Source organism: Citrobacter sp. Ca225 (genome assembly GCF_030337175.1).
GTDB classification, from domain to species: domain Bacteria; phylum Pseudomonadota; class Gammaproteobacteria; order Enterobacterales; family Enterobacteriaceae; genus Citrobacter_A; species Citrobacter_A amalonaticus.
Window position 1 is genome coordinate 1 of record NZ_JAOWCD010000090.1, and the last position, 18,061, is coordinate 18,061.

The window sequence follows — 18,061 nt, forward strand, 5'->3', positions numbered from 1 at the left end:
TGGGTCATCATGACGCCTGCTTCGGCCAGCCAGCGATTGATGGTCTTGAACAATTGACGGGCCAGTTGATGCTGCTCGAGCAGGTGGCGGAAATTCATGATGGTGGTGCGATCCGGCAGGGCGCTATCCAGGGATAATCGGGCAAACAGGCGCATGGAGGCGATTTCGTACAGGGCATCTTCCATGGCACCGTCGCTCAGGTTGTACCAATGCTGCATGCAGTGAATACGCAGCATGGTCTCCAGCGGATAGGGCCGTCGGCCATTGCCCGCCTTGGGATAAAACGGCTCGATGACAGCGGTCATATTCTGCCATGGCAGAATCTGCTCCATGCGGGAGAGGAAAATCTCTTTTCGGGTCTGACGGCGCTTAGTGCTGAATTCACTATCGGCGAAGGTGAGTTGATGGCTCATGATGTCCCTCTGGGATGCGCTCCGGATGAATATGATGATCTCATATCAGGAACTTGTTCGCACCTTCCTTAGCAGACGTTTCCAGGCAGGCGTGCCCTGGGTATGATAATAAGCGCCCGACTGATAATTATAATAAATTGCCTCACGGCCATATTTTTCCGTCACGCGTTTTAATTCTGCAGCGATAAATGCTGTCGCTTCATCCCAGGAAATACGTTTGAATTTCCCTTCGCCACGTTTACCTACGCGTTTCATCGGATATTTAATCCGGTCCGGACTATATACCCGCCAGCGACTGGAACGACCGCGCAAACACGGACGAATCTGATGTTCGCCAAATACCGCGTCGTCTTTTGCATCCTCCGGTTCAATACGCACGATGCGGTCATCTTTAACGATCACTTTCAGCGGGCAACGGCTGCCACAGTTGACCAGGCAGGCACTGTGGCGAACGGTTTCGCCATTTCCGCCTTGCGCAGGAGCGTCAGTCGTTTCAGCCTGCGCGGTGGTAGAGAAAGGCAACGTAATCGCGTTACTGAGTGCAACAGCGGCACCTATTTTTGCGGTGCCTGTCACCGCATCCCGTCGGGACAGCGTTGTGTTTAGCCACTTTTTTATTTCCATCTTTTTTCTCACATTGCATCCATAGTTATTATTAATAAGTAATCATATAGGGCTAAACACGGCTGATGGTTGATTATGATCAAACGCGCTTTTATGGAAAAATAAAGTGGTAAAACCATGACACTCTTATCATTTTTCATCTGATAAAAAGCAGTGATTTAACTGAAAATGACATTTTTGTAAACATATAAGAGATAAAAACAGAACAACAGCATAATCATTGTATAGTTAATTATATTGCGATTATATATTCCGTCAGGCAAGCGCAATAAAATTCTTATTTTTGGAACGTATGCCAAAAAGAGTATTCCTGGTCAAAATGAATATTCCTGGCGTTCAGGAACATATTACTTTTTATGCTAATTTAGCAATAATATGATTTTTTGTTATACAAAAAGAAGAAAGCCTTCTGCGTGAACTGAGTTCTTACCGTAAACGGGCTATACTGTTTCATCATCCCCATAGCCAGACTGAATCATGATCGTATCCGGACGCCATCCCTCTCTGCGCCTGTCGCTGGCAGGACTCCTGACGCTGACACTGTTTGGGATCGGCTATACCCTGCATCTGCACTGGGGAGCATTTATTCAGTGGTGTCTGGCGACGCAAATCACCCTGCATCGCTATCTGGTGATGTATCTGCTGCAGTTGAATAATCATCAGTACAGCGGCGGTTTCTGGTTACTGACGGGGGCGTTTCTGTACGGCGTACTGCATGCCATCGGACCGGGACACGGAAAGTTCATCGTGACGACCTATCTGAGTACCAATAAGGAAAGCCTGCTGGCTGCTCGGGTCGTGCCTTTTATTGGCAGCCTGATGCAAGGAGTCAGTGCGATCCTGTTTGTGTTTATCCTCGCGATTGGCTTTAACCTGGCAGCCGGCGATTTAAGCACCAGCCGATGGTACGTTGAAAAAATCAGCGCTGCGCTGATCGCCGGATTCGGCGCGTTTCTCATTTATCAGGCACTTAAATCCATACGCCCGATAACCTTCACCCGATTTACTCCCTTGCATAGCCATGACGAGAAGTGCGGCTGCGGACATCACGGCGTCGGGCAGACGCTGGTGGACGGTAACTGGAAAACCCGGCTGGGGGTGATTCTCGCCATCGGCGCCCGACCATGCAGCGGGGCAATCATGATCCTGCTGTTTTCCAATGCTCTCGGTATCGTCACCTGGGGCATTGCAGCGGTGATGACCATGTCCTTTGGCACTGCGCTGTCGATCATGGGACTGTCTCTGGCGGTACGTTATGCCCGAAATCAGACACTCACATGGTTCGGTACAGGACATCCCGCTCTGAAATGGCTTGCGCCTGCAGCGAAAATAGTCGGCGGTGTGGTGCTGATCCTGTTTGCCACAATTCTGTTCTTAACGGTGATCCCGATTAGCGCCAACGGCGATTATATTGCCGCAGGTTGCTGATCCGACCTGCGTAATAATGATCCGATAATGGGACACCTGCCCCAGTGAATTTCCCTGCCACCTTTGAATTACGCGTCCCAATAGGGATAATATCCACACGAACTGTGAACCCGGGACCACCATGAGACACTCCCTGCCTTGTCGCAAGCTACGTGAACGGCCGATGAAACTCGGTACGACGGTGATACTGATGGTCAGCGCCGTGTTGTTTTCTGTCTTGCTTGTCGTCCATCTGTTCTACTTCTCACAAATCAGCCACATGACGCGTGATGCGCTGGCAGACAAAGCGCTGGCCGTTGCCCGGACGCTGGCAGACTCGCCGGAGATCCGTGCGGGGTTGATGAAAAAACCCGAGGATAGCGGGATTCAGGCGATTGCCGAAGCGGTGCGCAAGCGAAACGATATGCTGTTCATTGTTGTCACCGACATGAAAAGCCTGCGTTATTCTCATCCGGAAGCCCAACGCATCGGGCAACCATTTAAGGGCGACGATATTTTGCTGGCGCTGGATGGCAAAGAGAATATCGCCATCAACCGGGGCTTTCTCGCCCAGGCGCTGCGCGTTTTCACCCCCATTTATGACGACAATCACCACCAGATTGGGGTGGTGGCAATCGGCCTGGAACTGAGTCGGGTGACCGAACAGATTAACGACAGTCGCGGCAGCATCCTCTGGTCCGTACTTTTTGGCGTGCTGGTTGGCCTGCTGGGAACATGGGTGCTGGTGAAAGTGCTCAAACGCATCCTGTTTGGCCTGGAACCGTATGAAATTTCTACCCTGTTTGAACAGCGCCAGGCGATGCTGCAATCAATCAAAGAGGGGGTCATCGCCGTTGACGACAAAGGCGAAGTGACGTTAATCAACGAGGCCGCCCAGGAGTTGCTGGATTACCGTAAGTCACAGGATGACCCCCAGTTTTCCACGCTCAGCCATGCATGGTCGCAGGTGGTGGATCTCAGCGAAGTGCTGCGCGACGGTACGTCGCACCGCGACGAAGAGATCAACATCAAAGATCGGTTGCTGCTCATTAATACCGTCCCGGTTCGCAGCGACGGCAAGATTATTGGCGCGATCTCCACCTTCAGGGACAAAACGGAAGTTCGCCAGTTGATGCAGCGACTGGATGGCATGGTGAACTATGCCGACTCACTCCGTGAACGATCCCACGAATTCATGAATAAATTACATGTGATTCTGGGATTGTTACATCTGAAGAGTTATAAGCAGCTTGAAGACTATATTATTAAGACGGCAAACAACTATCAGGAAGAGATCGGCTCACTGTTAGGCAAAATTAGATCGCCGGTCATTGCTGGCTTTTTACTTAGTAAGATTAATCGCACATCCGATTCAGGGCACAAACTGGTGATTAGCCATGACAGCCAGGTACCGGACAGCGGCAATGAAGATCAAATTGCGGTATTGATTACCGCGCTCGGAAATCTGATTGAAAACGCGATCGACGCGTTAGCACAGCAGTCAGGAGGTGAGATCAGCGTCTCCTTATACTATCGCAATGGTTGGCTACATTGTGAAGTCAGTGACGATGGTCCCGGCATTGAACCGCACCGCCTTGACGCTATTTTTGATAAAGGCGTCTCGTCTAAAGGAACTGAACGCGGCGTTGGTTTAGCGCTTGTTAAACAACAAGTTGAAAGTCTTGGTGGCAATATTTTTGTGGAATCCGAACCTGGCGTTTTCACACAATTTTTTGTACAAATACCCTGGGATGGGGAGAGGGCCAGCACATGATCAATGTCTTTATTATCGATGACGACGCCATGGTCGCGGAGTTAAATCGCCGCTATGTCGCACAGATCCCCGGTTTTCAGTGCTGCGGAACCGCCTCAACGCTGGAAAAAGCCAAAGAGGTTATTTTTAATAGCGATGTTCAGATTGACCTGATTCTGCTGGATATTTACATGCAGAAAGAGAACGGGCTGGACCTGCTCCCGCTTCTGCATGCCGCCGGCTGCAAAAGCGATGTCATTGTCATCTCTTCTGCCGCCGATGCCATGACGATCAAGGATTCGTTGCACTACGGCGTTGTAGATTACTTAATCAAGCCGTTTCAGGCCTCACGCTTTGAGGAAGCCCTCACCAGCTGGCTGCAAAAGAAAAGGGACATGGATAAGCACCAGTATTATGAGCAGTCAGAGCTGGACCAACTGATTCACGGCAATGCGTCCAGTGAGCAGGACACCCGCCGCCTGCCGAAAGGGTTGACGCCGCAGACGCTGCGCACGCTGTGTCAGTGGATCGATGCACATCAAGATTATGAGTTTTCAACCGATGAACTGGCAAATGCGGTGAATATCTCTCGCGTCTCCTGCCGCAAATATCTTATCTGGCTGGTCAACTGTCATATTCTGGTTACCAGCATCCATTATGGCGTTACGGGCAGGCCGGTTTACCGTTACCGTATTCAGGCAGAACATTATTCTTTACTTAAGCAATATTGTCAGTAGAAGATAAATCTTAACCTTGCATTATTTCGTTATATATTGGTAACAATTATTACAATAATGAAAAAATAAAAAGGTTAAGGTTACTTCCTGCAAATTCAGAAATTGTGCCAGATCAAATATAATTGCATCATTCCACATTTTTCAATGCGTTATTATTATCCGACACGCCATTGTTTTTAATTTCAAAAACGCTAACAAAAGTTAATAAAGTATTATCCCCTGCGCAGAGTGTGTATTTTTAATCACAAAGGAGTAGTCTGGAAATAACCGGACGGATTAACAAAAACGATAAACGGTAGCAACGGAGCTCATGCTACATCTTAAGGATAAGCACACTCTGTGAGCAGATGATATGTTCATGTTTTTCATAAAGATACAAAAAATAGCCCGAACCTGCCTCTGCTCTTCTTTTTCAACACTGCCCATCGCCAGAGAGTCGTGCTCTCTGAAAACAGCCTGAAAAAAACGATAAGAGTTTTCCTGTCCTTAGGAATAACGTTATTCGATGTTTAAAAACTAATCGCACTTTCAGACGAAACGAATATTAGCCAGGCTCTGCGCCCATTACACAAAAAACAGAACATGGCTGTGATCCATTTATCAAAATTGACTGGTTTTATCGCGAGGGTAAATAAATGCTATTTAGTATACAACTTCTCATAATATTAATATGTTTGTTTTATGGTGCCAGAAAGGGCGGTATCGCGCTGGGTTTGTTAGGCGGTATCGGCCTGGTCATTCTGGTGTTCGTTTTCCACCTCCAGCCGGGTAAACCACCGGTTGACGTCATGCTGGTGATCATCGCCGTGGTCGCGGCCTCAGCAACGCTACAGGCCTCAGGCGGTCTGGATGTGATGTTGCAGATCGCAGAGAAACTGCTGCGCCGCAACCCGAAATATGTCTCTATCGTTGCCCCGTTTGTGACCTGTACCCTGACTATCCTGTGCGGTACCGGCCACGTGGTCTACACGATTCTGCCCATCATTTACGACGTGGCGATTAAAAATAACATCCGCCCGGAACGTCCGATGGCCGCCAGCTCCATCGGCGCACAAATGGGGATCATTGCAAGTCCGGTATCGGTGGCGGTGGTTTCTCTGGTTGCCATGCTGGGTAATGTGACGTTTGAAGGCAAACACCTCGAATTCCTCGACCTGCTGGCGATCACTATCCCGTCCACGCTGATTGGTATTCTGGCTATCGGTATTTTCAGCTGGTTCCGTGGTAAAGATCTGGATAAAGATGAAGACTTCCAGAAATTCATCTCCGTACCGGAAAACCATCACTACGTGTATGGCGATACCGCTACGCTGCTGGACAAAAAACTGCCGAAAAGCAACTGGCTGGCGATGTGGATCTTCCTTGCCGCCATTGCTGTCGTCGCTATCCTGGGTGCCTTCTCTGAACTTCGCCCTTCATTCGGTGGCAAAGCGCTGTCGATGGTGCTGGTTATCCAGATGTTCATGCTGCTGACCGGCGCACTGATTATTATCCTGACCAAAACCAATCCCGCTTCAATCTCTAAAAACGAAGTCTTCCGTTCAGGTATGATCGCGATTGTGGCGGTGTACGGTATCGCCTGGATGGCGGAAACCATGTTCGGCGCGCACATGACAGAAATCGAAGGTGTGCTGGGTAACATGGTGAAAGAGTATCCGTGGGCCTATGCGATTGTTCTGCTGCTGGTGTCTAAATTCGTTAACTCTCAGGCAGCGGCGCTGGCGGCTATCGTTCCGGTCGCGCTGGCGATTGGCGTTGACCCGGCCTACATCGTGGCGTCTGCCCCGGCGTGCTACGGCTACTACATTCTGCCGACCTATCCAAGCGATCTGGCCGCCATTCAGTTCGACCGTTCAGGTACCACCCGCATTGGTCGCTTCGTCATCAACCACAGCTTTATTCTCCCGGGTTTGATTGGCGTGAGCGTCTCCTGCGTCTTTGGCTGGATCTTTGCTGCCATGTACGGATTCCTGTAAAGGTCTCCCGCGTGCCGTCCGTCACCGGGCGGCACGTCACTTATGATATTAAAAGAAATCAATAGGCTGGAAGCACATGTCAAATAAAGCGTTCTTCTATCAGGCACCTTTCCCGATGGGGAAAGACGAAACAGAGTACTACCTGCTCACTTCCGATTATGTCAGCGTGAGTGAGTTTGAAGGTGAGTCCATACTGAAGGTTGAGCCGCAAGCCCTGACGCTGCTGGCGCAACAAGCCTTTCACGATGCCTCCTTCATGCTCCGCCCCGAACATCAGCAACAAGTCGCCTCCATTCTTCATGACCCCGAAGCCAGCGAAAACGATAAATACGTTGCCCTGCAATTCCTGAGAAACTCTGAAATCGCCGCCAAAGGCATTCTGCCGACCTGTCAGGATACCGGCACGGCGATTATCATGGGGAAAAAAGGCCAGCGTGTCTGGACTGGTGGCGGTGATGAAGCGGCGCTGTCAAAAGGGGTGTACAACACCTATATCGAAGACAATCTGCGCTATTCGCAAAACGCCGCGCTGGATATGTACAAAGAGGTGAATACCGGTACCAACCTGCCGGCACAGATCGACCTCTACACCGTCGATGGTGATGAGTATAAATTCCTGTGCGTAGCGAAAGGCGGCGGTTCCGCCAACAAAACTTACCTGTACCAGGAAACCAAAGCGCTGCTCACCCCGGGCAAGCTGAAAAACTTCCTCGTTGAGAAGATGCGGACGCTGGGAACAGCAGCCTGCCCGCCGTACCATATCGCCTTTGTGATTGGCGGCACTTCTGCAGAAAGCACGCTAAAAACCGTGAAGCTCGCCAGCACGCATTACTACGATGCGCTGCCGACCGAAGGCAACGAGCATGGTCAGGCGTTCCGTGATACACAACTGGAACAGGAACTGCTGGAAGAGGCACAAAAACTCGGTCTTGGCGCGCAGTTTGGCGGTAAATATTTCGCCCACGATATCCGCGTGATCCGCCTGCCGCGTCACGGTGCCTCCTGTCCGGTCGGCATGGGCGTTTCCTGCTCGGCGGATCGTAACATCAAAGCCAAAATCAACCGCGAAGGGATTTGGATCGAAAAACTGGAGCACAACCCAGGTCAGTACATCCCGGAAGCGTTGCGTCAGGCCGGTGAAGGCGAAGTGGTGAAAGTTGACCTCAACCGCCCGATGAAAGAGATCCTGGCACAGCTTTCACAGTACCCGGTTTCCACCCGTCTGTCGCTGACCGGAACCATTATCGTCGGTCGTGATATTGCGCATGCGAAGCTGAAAGAACGTATCGACTCTGGCGAAGGGTTGCCGCAGTACATTAAAGATCACCCGATCTACTACGCCGGTCCGGCAAAAACACCGGCGGGCTATCCTTCAGGCTCATTAGGCCCGACCACCGCAGGCCGAATGGACTCCTATGTTGATCTCCTGCAATCGCACGGCGGCAGCATGATCATGCTGGCAAAAGGCAATCGCAGCCAACAGGTGACCGATGCCTGCCATAAACACGGCGGCTTCTATCTGGGCAGCATTGGCGGCCCGGCAGCGGTCCTGGCGCAACAGAGTATCAAGCATCTGGAATGCGTTGAGTATCCGGAACTGGGTATGGAAGCGATCTGGAAAATTGAAGTGGAAGATTTCCCGGCGTTCATCCTGGTCGATGACAAAGGCAATGATTTCTTCCAGCAGATAGTGAACAAGCAGTGCGCTAACTGCACGAAATAACCTCTTCGGCCCGGCACCGGACTGCTCTCAACGTTTGAAGGCAGTCCGGTGATCCCCCCGGGCCACCTTTTCCCGTCATGGCTGGCATTGAATTTTCGACCACTTCGGTGAATAGTAGCCTTTTCCATCACTTGCGAAATCACCATGATCCGCACATTAAACCCCACCCTGCTGAATATCGGCGCACTGATCCTGACGCTTATCCTGATCTACACTGGCTTCTCGGCAGGTGAGAAAACCACCTGGCTGATGGAAGTTACGCCGGTCATTATTGTGATACCGCTGCTGCTGACAACCGCAAAGCGCTACCCGCTCACTCCTCTGCTTTATACCCTGATTTTTTTCCACGCCATCATCCTGATGGTGGGCGGTATGTACACCTATGCCAAAGTCCCTGTGGGCTTTGAAGTGCAGGAGTGGCTGGGCTTAAGCCGAAATCCGTATGATAAGCTCGGCCATTTCTTCCAGGGCCTGGTTCCGGCACTGGTGGCGCGCGAAATTCTGCTACGCACAAAGAGTGTTCGCAGCGGTAAGATGCTGGCATTTCTGGTTTGCTGCGTGGCGCTGGCGATTAGTGCCACCTATGAGTTAATTGAATGGTGGGCCGCGCTGGCGATGGGACAGGGCGCGGACGATTTCCTTGGCACGCAGGGCGACCCGTGGGATACCCAGTCAGACATGTTCTGCGCGTTGCTGGGTTCATTGACTACGGTAACGTTGCTGGCGGGAGTGCATAGCCGTCAGTTGCAGCGCTATGGATTAACGCCCCCCGACGCATAACGTATTTATCTGCCGGAGGCATACACAGGCTCCGGCGATATCACTATCAGCTCAAAAAATAATTCAGCTGTCGATAAACCATCGCCAAAAACGGCTGGCAAATCACTTTAATCCATTGTTTATAAACAATTATTGATGAATCCCCGTCGTTTCGCGCCCTCTTTACACCTTTTTTAGTCAGGATAATACTTGCCCGCATCACAGATTCCTCCACAACCGGGTAAGAGATGATGAAAGTATTAATTGTTGAAAGTGAATTTCTGCATCAGGACACCTGGGTTGGCAAGGCCGTGGAACGTCTGGCAGACGCCTTAAGTCGGCAAAATGTTGCCGTCATTAAGTCCACGTCTTTCGACGACGGCTACGCCATCCTGTCGGCAAACGAAGCCATTGATTGCCTGATGTTCAGCTATCAAATGGAACAGCCTGATGAACATCAAAATGTCAGAGAACTGATCGGTAAGCTTCATGAGCGCCAGCAAAATGTGCCGGTCTTTCTGTTAGGTGACAGAGAGAAAGCCACCGCCTCGCTGGACCGCGATATGCTGGAGCTTGTCGATGAGTTCGCCTGGATCCTCGAAGACACCGCTGACTTTATCGCGGGGCGCGCGGTCGCCGCCATGACCCGTTATCGTCAGCAACTGCTGCCGCCGCTGTTTAGTGCGCTGATGAAATATAGCGATATCCACGAATACTCCTGGGCTGCACCGGGCCACCAGGGCGGCGTTGGTTTTACCAAAACGCCTGCCGGCCGCTTCTATCATGATTATTACGGCGAAAACCTGTTCCGCAGCGACATGGGGATTGAACGTGCTTCGCTGGGTTCTCTGCTCGATCACACCGGGGCCTTTGGCGAAAGCGAAAAATATGCTGCACGGGTCTTTGGCGCAGACCGTTCCTGGTCCGTCGTGGTCGGGACATCCGGCTCCAACCGTACCATTATGCAGGCCTGTATGACCGATAACGATGTGGTGGTGCTGGACCGTAACTGCCATAAATCGATTGAACAGGGGTTGATCCTGACCGGGGCGAAACCGGTGTATATGGTGCCCAGCCGTAACCGCTACGGCATCATTGGCCCTATCTACCCACAGGAAATGCAGCCGGAAACCTTACAGAAAAAAATCAGCGAAAGCCCGCTGACCAAAGAGAAGACAGGACAAAAACCGTCTTATAGCGTGGTGACCAACTGTACCTACGACGGTGTCTGCTATAACGCGAAATCCGCACAGGCGTTACTGGCGCAAACTACCGACCGCATTCACTTCGACGAAGCCTGGTACGGCTACGCCCGCTTTAACCCGATTTACGCCGACCACTATGCGATGCGCGGTGAACCGGGCGATCACAGTGGTCCTACCGTTTTTGCCACCCACTCTACGCACAAACTGTTGAACGCCCTCTCTCAGGCGTCTTACATCCATGTGCGTGAAGGTCGCGGCGCAGTGAATTTTTCCCGCTTCAATCAGGCGTACATGATGCATGCCACCACCTCGCCGTTGTATGCCATCTGCGCATCCAACGATGTGGCGGTGTCCATGATGGACGGCAACAGCGGCCTGTCGCTGACTCAGGAAGTGATCGACGAAGCCATCGACTTCCGCCAGGCCATGGCGCGTCTGTATAAAGAGTTCAGCGCCGACGGCGACTGGTTCTTCAAGCCGTGGAACAAAGAAGTGGTCACCGATCCGCAGACCGGGAAAACATTCGATTTTGCTGACGCACCGGCGAAACTGCTGGCAACAGACCAGAACTGCTGGGTGATGCGTCCGGGCGAATCCTGGCACGGCTTTAAAGACTTACCCGATAACTGGAGCATGCTTGACCCGATCAAGGTCAGCATTCTCGCACCGGGGATGGGTGACGACGGCGAACTGGAAGAGACGGGGGTGCCTGCCGCGCTGGTCACCGCCTGGCTTGGACGTCACGGAATCGTGCCAACCCGCACCACCGATTTCCAGATTATGTTCCTGTTCTCGATGGGCATCACCCGTGGGAAATGGGGAACCCTGATCAACACCCTGTGCTCATTTAAACATCACTACGATGCCAACACCCCACTGGCGCAGGTCATGCCGGAACTGGTCGACGAACACCCTGAAACCTACGCCAATATGGGCATTCACGACCTGGGCGATCGGATGTTCGCCTGGCTGCGGGAAAACAACCCAGGCGCGAAACTCAACGCCGCCTATTCCGGCCTGCCGGTTGCCGCAATGACGCCGCGTGAAGCCTATAACGCTATCGTTAACGACAACATCGAAATGGTGGCCATTGATAAACTGCCGGGTCGCATTGCAGCAAACTCGGTGATCCCTTATCCGCCGGGAATTCCGATGCTGCTTTCCGGAGAGAACTTCGGTGATGAAAACAGTCCGCAGGTGGGCTATCTCCGCGCCCTGCAATCCTGGGATCACCACTTCCCTGGTTTCGAACATGAAACCGAAGGCACTGAAATCATTGATGGCGTCTATCACGTAATGTGCGTGAAAGCGTAAATCAATTCCGACGACTGCGTCATGACATGGCCACCCTGACGCAGCCTGGTTTAGGCCGTAGGGTTATGACGAGCGTTTCCTGAGTATTGCTGAGAAAAACTACCATTGTCATACCTTTTTGCGCGGGTGCTCCCCGCGCTTTTTTTATCCCTTATGCATGGTTTCCACCGCGTAAAAGTTTCTGTACATAGCAATTATCTGTCGCCTATTGTATTTCCAGACAAAACCATTATTTTAATGCGGACTTCATTCGTCATACAAATCGAAATATCTGCTTTATCTCTCCCCTTTGGCGAGAAAGGATATTTTATGTTCATATTCGGGAGTTAGGGTATGAGAATTTTCAGCAATAATCCTTGCATTGTCGTGTTAACCGAAAAAGACGTTTGGCTACGAGTAAACGGTAAAGAGGCTATCAATTTAAAAGCGAATCATATGGCACTCATCGCCTGTGAAAACAATATCATCGATATCTCATCGATTAATAACGCACTGGTCGCACATATTAGCCGAGATATAATTAAAGATTATCTTCGCTTTTTAAATAAAGATCTTTCAAATATTCCACTCTGGCAACGGAGTTCCTCACCGGTATTAACCGCTGAATGTGTGACCCCCGATGTCTTCCGGGTGGCAGCACAACACAGCATTGCGCATACCGACAGCCCTGGCGAAGAAGAACGTACACGCTGCCTGTTGTTCGCCGTGTTATCCCGCTTTCTCGACAGTAAGAAGTTTTTGTCCCTGCTGATGTTTATGTTGCGAAACCGCGTCAGCGACAGCGTTTACCATATTATCGAGAGTGACATTCATAAAGCATGGAATCTTAATCAGGTCGCCCGTTGTCTCTGTCTGAGTCCAAGTTTGCTAAAGAAGAAACTCAAAAGCGAAAATACCAGCTACAGTCAAATCATCACCACTTGCCGCATGCGCTACGCTGTTAATCAACTTCTGATGGATGGCAAGAATATATCCCAGGTCTCCGAACTGTGTGGTTATAACAGTACATCTTACTTTATCTCTGTGTTCAAAGAGTATTATGGCATGACCCCGCTACATTATGTCAGCCAGTTTAAAGACCGTACGGCAGCGTGATTTTTGAGCATTTTGTAATGAGCTACGATAATATCAGCATTAGCGATAACCCACGTCGCACATAATTCAACCGACACCTGAAGGCGTATTATGAGACATCATTTATTGTTCCCTTCAGGAGATTAATTATGTCCTCGGATGCTGATGCTCACAAAGTGGGCTTAATCCCCGTCACCTTAATGGTGTCGGGGAATATCATGGGTTCAGGGGTTTTCCTGCTCCCTGCGAACCTGGCCGCCACCGGCGGGATTGCAATCTACGGATGGTTAGTCACGATTATCGGCGCGCTGGCGCTGTCGATGGTCTACGCAAAAATGTCGTCCTTAGATCCCAGTCCCGGCGGTTCTTACGCGTATGCTCGTCGTTGCTTTGGGCCGTTCCTCGGTTACCAGACCAACGTGCTGTACTGGCTGGCCTGCTGGATCGGTAACATCGCGATGGTGGTTATCGGCGTCGGTTACCTGAGCTACTTCTTCCCCATTCTGAAAGATCCGCTGGTGCTGACCCTGACCTGCGTCGTGGTGCTGTGGATCTTCGTTCTGCTCAATATTGTCGGTCCGAAAATGATCACCCGCGTTCAGGCCGTCGCCACCGTGCTGGCGCTGGTCCCCATCGTCGGTATCGCGGTGTTTGGCTGGTTCTGGTTCCGTGGCGAAACCTACATGGCGGCCTGGAACGTGAGCGGCATGAACACCTTCGGCGCGATTCAGAGCACCCTTAACGTCACCCTGTGGTCATTCATCGGGGTCGAAAGTGCCTCGGTAGCGGCAGGGGTGGTCAAAAACCCGAAACGCAATGTGCCGATTGCCACCATTGGCGGGGTGCTGATCGCGGCTGTGTGCTACGTGCTCTCCACCACCGCCATCATGGGGATGATCCCTAACGCCGCGCTGCGCGTCTCCGCTTCACCGTTCGGTGATGCGGCACGTATGGCGCTGGGTAACACCGCCGGCGCGATTGTCTCCTTCTGCGCGGCAGCAGGCTGTTTAGGTTCGCTGGGCGGCTGGACGCTGCTGGCCGGACAGACTGCAAAAGCCGCCGCCGATGACGGTCTGTTCCCACCGATTTTTGCCCGTGTAAATAAGGCGGGCACACCGGTTGCCGGGCTGATTATTGTCGGGATTCTGATGACTATCTTCCAGTTCAGCAGTATGTCGCCGAACGCCGCGAAAGAGTTTGGTCTCGTCTCTTCAGTGTCCGTCATCTTTACGCTGGTGCCCTATTTGTACACCTGTGCCGCGCTGCTGCTGCTCGGTCACGGACACTTCGGCAAAGCGCGTCCGCTCTATCTGCTGGTAACCTTTGTGGCCTTTATTTACTGCATCTGGGCAGTGGTGGGGTCCGGCGCGAAAGAGGTGATGTGGTCATTCGTGACCCTGATGATCATCACCGCGCTGTACGCCCTGAACTACAACCGGATCCACAAAAACCCCTTCCCACTGGATGCGCCGGTTAACCGCAGTTAATCCCCTCTTTTACACGATGAAGCCAACCTTAAGTTCTTAAGGTTGGCTTAACTTTACTTTGCGAGGATCTGCGCTAGTTAGTCTACGGAAGCTCCACCATGTTAAAGCGCATTGTCAAAAGACCTCTTCTCAGCCTGCTGGCCTGGTTACTACTGGTTTCATTCTATTTGTCTGTTTGTCTGAACATCGCGTTCTACAAACAGGTTGTGCAGGATCTGCCGCTGGATTCCCTGCGTAACGTGCTGGTCTTCTTGTCGATGCCGGTCGTGGCGTTCAGCGTCATGAATATTGTCCTGACGCTGGCCTCTTTCCTGTGGCTGAACCGCCTGCTGGCCTGCCTGTTTATTCTAATGTCCGCGTCGGCGCAGTATTTCATCATGACCTACGGCATCATCATTGACCGCTCAATGATTGCCAATATGGTGGATACGACGCCTGCCGAAACGTTCGCCCTGATGACGCCGCGAATGGTGCTCACGCTCGGTCTTAGCGGCATTGTGGCGGCCATCGTTGCCTGCTGGATTAAAATCAAACCGACCACGCCTGTCCTGCGCAGCGTGCTGTATCGCGCTGCCAACGTGCTGGTATCCGTGTTATTGATCGTGCTGGTGGCGGCCTTTTTCTATAAAGATTACGCCTCACTGTTTCGCAACAATAAAGAACTGGTCAAAGCTCTCAGCCCGTCTAACGGCATTGTCGCCAGCTGGTCATGGTACTCCCATCAGCGCCTCGCGCACCTGCCGCTGGTACGCATCGGGGAAGACGCCCATCGTAATCCGGTGATGCAGCAAGAGAAGCGCAAAAATCTGACTATCCTGATCGTCGGTGAAACCTCACGTGGCGAAAACTACTCGCTCGGCGGCTACTCCCGCAAAACCAATCCGCTATTGGCAAAAGATAATGTGGTTTACTTCCCACGCACCACGTCGTGTGGTACCGCTACGGCGGTCTCTGTACCGTGCATGTTCTCTAACATGCCGCGTAAGCATTACGACGAAGAGCTGGCGCAGCATCAGGAAGGGATGCTCGATATTATCCAGCGCGCGGGCGTTAACGTACTGTGGAATGACAACGATGGCGGCTGTAAAGGCGCCTGCGATCGCGTGCCGCATCAGAATATGACGGCGTTAAACCTGAAAGGGGAATGCATCGACGGCGAATGCTATGACGAGGTTCTGTTCCACGGTCTGGAAGAGTACATCAACAACCTGCAAGGTGACGGGGTGATTGTACTGCATACCATCGGCAGCCACGGCCCGACCTACTACAACCGCTACCCGCCGCAGTTCAGGAAATTTACCCCAACCTGCGATACCAATGAAATCCAGACCTGTTCACAGGAACAATTAGTGAACACGTACGATAATACCGTGCTGTATGTCGACTATATTGTTGATAAAACAATTAATCTTCTGAAAGCGCATCAGGATAAATTTACCACCAGCCTGGTGTATCTTTCCGACCACGGCGAGTCGCTGGGTGAAAACGGCGTTTATCTGCACGGCCTGCCGTATGCCATTGCGCCAGACTCCCAGAAGCATGTGCCGATGCTGCTGTGGCTGTCAGAGGATTATCAGCAGCGCTATCAGGTTGATGCCAGTTGCCTGCAAAAACAGGCGCGTACTCAGGATTACTCGCAGGACAATCTTTTCTCGACCATGCTGGGACTGACCGGCGTACAGACCACGCAATATCAGGCCGCAGATGATATTCTGCAGCCCTGCAGGAGAACCACGCAATGAAAATACTGATTGTTGAAGACGATACGCTGCTTTTGCAGGGCCTGATTCTGGCGGCACAAACCGAAGGGTACGCCTGCGATGGCGTGTCGACCGCCCGTGCGGCTGAGCAATGTCTGGAAACCGGTCATTACAGTCTGGTGGTGCTGGACCTCGGCCTGCCTGACGAAGATGGCCTGCATTTCCTTGCTCGCATCCGGCAGAAAAAATATACCCTGCCGGTGCTGATCCTTACTGCGCGGGACACGCTCGGCGATAAGATTTCCGGGCTGGACGTCGGGGCCGACGATTATCTGGTGAAACCTTTTGCGCTGGAAGAGCTGCACGCCCGGATCCGCGCGCTGCTGCGTCGTCACAATAACCAGGGCGAGAGTGAACTGGTCGTCGGCAACCTGACGCTGAACATGGGCCGTCGACAGGTGTGGAAAGAGGGAGAGGAGTTAATTCTTACCCCTAAAGAGTACGCGTTGCTGTCGCGTCTGATGCTGAAATCGGGAAGCCCGGTGCACCGGGAAATTCTCTATAACGACATCTATAACTGGGATAACGAACCGTCCACCAATACCCTGGAAGTGCATATCCATAACCTGCGCGATAAAGTGGGCAAATCCCGTATTCGTACCGTGCGCGGCTTTGGCTACATGCTGGTGGCGACCGCGACTGAGGAAAGCTAATTGAATCTGAAGCGTTTTCTACGCCAGCCCATGACCCTGCGTCGGCGGCTGATGATCACCATCGGCATGATTTTGCTGGTTTTCCAGCTTATCAGCACCTTCTGGCTCTGGCATGAAAGCACTGAGCAGATCCAGCTGTTTGAACAGGCGCTACGGGATAACCGCAATAACGATCGCCACATCATGCATGAAATCCGCGAGGCGGTCGCCAGTCTGATCGTCCCCAGCCTGTTTATGGTGGGGTTAACGCTGTTCATCTGCTATCAGGCCGTTCGCCGCATTACCCGTCCGCTCGCCAACCTGCAACACGAATTAGAAACCCGCACGGCGGATAATCTCTCCCCTATCGACATTCACAGCTCAACGGTCGAAATTGAAGCGGTCGTTTCGGCGCTCAACCAGTTGGTCAATCGACTGACCACGACCATCGAAAACGAGCGTCTGTTTACCGCCGACGTGGCGCACGAACTGCGAACACCGCTATCGGGCGTCCGTTTGCATCTGGAACTGCTGTCAAAAGCGCATCACGTGGATGTCGCGCCGCTGCTGGGTCGTCTTGATCAAATGATGGACAGCGTCTCGCAGCTTTTACAACTCGCCCGCGTGGGTCAGTCTTTTTCATCGGGAAATTATCAGCATGTCAGATTGCTGGAAGATGTGATCCTGCCATCTTACGATGAGCTGAGCACGATGCTGGTACAGCGCGAACAGACACTCCTGCTGCCTGACAGTCAGGACGATGCGGCTGTTCAGGGCGACGCGACGCTGCTGCGGATGCTGCTGCGTAATCTGGTGGAAAATGCCCATCGCTACAGTCCGGAAGGCACCACCATCGCCATTACGCTGAACGTTGATGACGAAGCAACAATGACAATGGCGGTAGAAGATGAAGGACCGGGGATCGATGAAAGCAAGTGCGGCGAACTCAGCAAAGCCTTCGTCCGCATGGACAGCCGTTACGGTGGAATCGGTCTGGGGTTAAGCATCGTCAGCCGCATTACGCAGCTGCACCACGGGCAGTTTTTCCTGCAAAATCGCAGTGGAACCACCGGAACCCGCGCCTCGGTGCTGTTGAAGAAGGTTTAGTAGGTTGAGACCCAAATGTACAGGAAGCTACTGACAATCAGTACGCTGAATACGGTCGTGACACTTTCATAAATACGCTGTTTCATCACA

Annotated in this window: 13 protein-coding genes and 2 pseudogenes; 12 read left to right on the forward strand and 3 right to left on the reverse strand. The window is 52.0% G+C overall.

The window, feature by feature from the left end; genetic code table 11:
• Together OGW13_RS16695 and OGW13_RS16700 are read right to left on the reverse strand one after the other, a co-directional pair.
• Positions 1–413: pseudogene (locus OGW13_RS16695) on the reverse strand (IS5-like element ISKpn26 family transposase); the annotation flags it as partial.
• A 69-nt stretch (positions 414–482) separates the two neighbouring features.
• Positions 483–1,037: pseudogene (locus OGW13_RS16700) on the reverse strand (molybdopterin-dependent oxidoreductase); the annotation flags it as partial.
• Positions 1,038–1,514: 477 nt separating this feature from the next.
• On the opposite strand from OGW13_RS16700, the gene OGW13_RS16705 reads away from it, so the two are divergent.
• From OGW13_RS16705 to pmrB, 12 genes are all read left to right on the forward strand, one after another.
• Positions 1,515–2,465, forward strand: coding sequence for a nickel/cobalt transporter (locus tag OGW13_RS16705; protein WP_109739563.1), 951 nt, complete (start codon positions 1,515–1,517; stop codon positions 2,463–2,465).
• A 121-nt stretch (positions 2,466–2,586) separates the two neighbouring features.
• Entirely contained in the window at positions 2,587–4,218 is a 1,632-nt protein-coding gene (locus OGW13_RS16710; protein WP_044264069.1) for a sensor histidine kinase, read from the forward strand.
• The gene (gene dcuR / locus OGW13_RS16715) at positions 4,215–4,934 is read left to right on the forward strand and encodes a two-component system response regulator DcuR (RefSeq protein WP_042999101.1); all 720 of its coding nucleotides are present in this window, start codon (positions 4,215–4,217) and stop codon (positions 4,932–4,934) included. The genes OGW13_RS16710 and dcuR overlap by 4 nt, the downstream gene beginning before the upstream one ends.
• 635 nt (positions 4,935–5,569) lie before the next feature.
• Positions 5,570–6,910, forward strand: coding sequence for an anaerobic C4-dicarboxylate transporter DcuB (dcuB, locus tag OGW13_RS16720; protein ID WP_042999100.1), 1,341 nt, complete (start codon positions 5,570–5,572; stop codon positions 6,908–6,910).
• Positions 6,911–6,986: 76 nt separating this feature from the next.
• Positions 6,987–8,633, forward strand: a complete 1,647-nt coding sequence (gene fumB, locus OGW13_RS16725) for a class I fumarate hydratase (protein ID WP_042999099.1) — start codon at positions 6,987–6,989, stop codon at positions 8,631–8,633.
• Positions 8,634–8,777: 144 nt separating this feature from the next.
• A complete protein-coding gene (locus OGW13_RS16730) occupies positions 8,778–9,413 on the forward strand; it encodes a DUF2238 domain-containing protein (protein ID WP_042999098.1) in 636 nt (211 codons plus the stop codon).
• 230 nt (positions 9,414–9,643) lie between these two features.
• Positions 9,644–11,911: an arginine decarboxylase gene (gene adiA, locus OGW13_RS16735; protein WP_125340059.1), complete on the forward strand. Its 2,268-nt coding sequence runs from the start codon at positions 9,644–9,646 to the stop codon at positions 11,909–11,911.
• 333 nt (positions 11,912–12,244) lie between these two features.
• Complete coding sequence (locus OGW13_RS16740; RefSeq protein WP_042999096.1) at positions 12,245–13,006, forward strand: AraC family transcriptional regulator; 762 nt, start codon at positions 12,245–12,247, stop codon at positions 13,004–13,006.
• A 128-nt stretch (positions 13,007–13,134) separates the two neighbouring features.
• Entirely contained in the window at positions 13,135–14,472 is a 1,338-nt protein-coding gene (gene adiC / locus OGW13_RS16745; RefSeq protein ID WP_042999095.1) for an arginine/agmatine antiporter, read from the forward strand.
• Between the two features lie 98 nt (positions 14,473–14,570).
• Positions 14,571–16,214, forward strand: coding sequence for a phosphoethanolamine transferase EptA (eptA, locus tag OGW13_RS16750; RefSeq protein ID WP_200050783.1), 1,644 nt, complete (start codon positions 14,571–14,573; stop codon positions 16,212–16,214).
• Entirely contained in the window at positions 16,211–16,885 is a 675-nt protein-coding gene (basR, locus tag OGW13_RS16755) for a two-component system response regulator BasR (protein ID WP_042999093.1), read from the forward strand. The genes eptA and basR overlap by 4 nt, the downstream gene beginning before the upstream one ends.
• Positions 16,886–17,971 carry a two-component system sensor histidine kinase PmrB gene (gene pmrB / locus OGW13_RS16760; RefSeq protein WP_287116308.1) on the forward strand — a complete coding sequence of 362 codons (1,086 nt, stop codon included), beginning with the start codon at positions 16,886–16,888 and terminating at the stop codon, positions 17,969–17,971.
• On the opposite strand, the gene pmrR is transcribed toward pmrB, so the two are convergent.
• A complete protein-coding gene (gene pmrR / locus OGW13_RS16765) occupies positions 17,968–18,057 on the reverse strand; it encodes an LpxT activity modulator PmrR (RefSeq protein WP_042999091.1) in 90 nt (29 codons plus the stop codon). The two genes, pmrB and pmrR, sit on opposite strands and share 4 nt — an antisense overlap.
• Between the last annotated feature and the right edge of the window lie 4 nt (positions 18,058–18,061).